The sequence below is a fragment of the Psychrobacter sp. 1Y4 genome (assembly GCF_051847555.1).
In genome coordinates, this window is record NZ_JBPYDE010000036.1 from 1 (window position 1) to 1,996 (window position 1,996).

General features: G+C 37.7%; 1 protein-coding gene and 1 rRNA gene. One reads left to right on the top strand and one right to left on the bottom strand.

Going from position 1 to position 1,996, the window contains the following annotated elements; genetic code table 11:
* Positions 1-68, bottom strand: a 16S ribosomal RNA gene (locus ACS8FC_RS13895); the annotation flags it as partial.
* 1,088 nt (positions 69-1,156) lie between these two features.
* On the opposite strand from ACS8FC_RS13895, the gene ACS8FC_RS13900 reads away from it, so the two are divergent.
* Positions 1,157-1,996 (top strand): TGS domain-containing protein (locus ACS8FC_RS13900; protein ID WP_439297193.1); only part of this gene is annotated, 840 nt, incomplete at its 3' end.

Sequence of the window (1,996 nt, forward strand, 5' to 3'; positions counted from 1 at the left end):
CGCTCGACTTGCATGTGTTAAGCCTGCCGCCAGCGTTCAATCTGAGCCATGATCAAACTCTTCAGTTTAATCTTGCTATGAAGCTCTTTAAAGAAGCTTCTAAACTTGGCTCATCTAATCTGGCAAAATCGCTAAAAATTATGTTCGTAATGAATTAACTTTGAGTTTTTCTGCTGTCTTAAATGATAATTTTTATAGTTAATAATCTTTCCGAAAAGAAAAGATAGTCAACTTTATTTTTTAGCATTCTGAATCAGCAAAAATCCACACAAGTTGTTCTTTAGTTATGCTTTTAAATAGTCTCAATCACTGTCGTCCAGTCATTGATATATAGGGTAAATCTTACGCTTTTTGCCTTTTCCGTTGCCGGTTAAGCTATCTAGCGAGCCGACTATCTTATCATAATGATTTGAATTGTCAAGCTTTTTATAATTTCGTTTCAACAGGTTAACTGGGTTAGTAATATGTAATTTACATATTCGTTGCCGCTAGTCCGTCTGATGAGGGCGTATTATAGAGGGTTTATTTTTTGTGTCAACCTGTTTTATTGATGTTTTTAGACTTATTTTGCGAGATATTGAAATTGGTAATACTTTCAATAGGTTGGAGTTAGCTTCTTTAAAAAGGCAATAAAAGTGTGCTCTGGTTGATAGTTTTATCAGATATGTAGTGCCGTTTATTATCTTCTACCTCTTTTAAGGCACTCCTACTCATACCTCCAATATTGAGATTACTACAAACATTACTATATAAAAGGTTAATCGACAAACTTTATATAGTTTTGACAACATTCTATTTTGAAATGTCCAAAAATAACTTTCGCAGTTTATCTCTTATTGAGCTTAAGGCTCTATCCCTTGCTATCTAGTGTTGGTAGACGATTTTTGCTATAATCATCCTTTTATTACATTACTTATTTTTGCTTGTTATCTATATTGGCTGGAAGACAAGGTTCTGTCTATGATGTCGGTATTTGTTTGACACTCTTGAATAACCAATAAAATCCACAATATATAGCAGTACAAAGTAGTAGCAAGTAATGTGTCACTCTCACTATATATCACAACGATTAGATATAATTGATGCGGTCTCACGGTTATATGATTGATTGTTGCAATCATCACTGCCAACGGACCCAATAACAGGCGAATAGATTATGGTAGCGATTACTTTACCCGATGGTAGCGTGAAAAACTTCGAAGGTCATACAACAGTCATGGAAGTGGCGCAAAGTATTGGGACAGGGCTCGCTAAAGCGACAGTTGCTGGACGTGTCAATGGTCATTTAGTAGATGCGCACGATCCTATCGTCGCTGATGCCAACGTTGAAATCGTAACGCCAAAAGATGACGATGGTGTTGATATCATTCGTCACTCATGCGCTCACCTATTAGGTCATGCGGTTAAACAGCTCTACCCTGATGTGAAGATGGTCATTGGTCCTGTTATTGATGATGGTTTTTACTACGATATCTTTAGTGAAACGCCATTTACGCCTGAGCATATGGAAGCCATTGAAAAACGCATGATGGAGCTGATCAAGCAAGATTATGACGTTATCAAAAAAATGACGCCACGTGCCGAAGCGATCGAGATATTTGAATCACGTAACGAAGACTATAAGCTAAAACTGATTAATGATATGCCAGGTGAAGAAGCCTTTGGTCTGTATCATCATCAAGAGTATGTTGATATGTGCCGTGGTCCACACGTACCAAACACGCGCTTTTTGAAAGTATTCAAACTGACCAAAATGTCAGGTGCTTATTGGCGCGGCGATGCGAAAAACGAGCAGTTACAGCGTATCTATGGTACTGCGTGGGCTGATAAAAAACAGTTAAAAGCTTATATCCAGCGTATTGAAGAAGCAGAAAAGCGTGACCATCGTAAAATTGGTAAAGCACTGAACCTATTTCATATGCAAGAGCAAGCACCAGGTATGGTGTTCTGGCATGCGAATGGTTGGACGATTTATCAAGTACTTGAGCAATATATG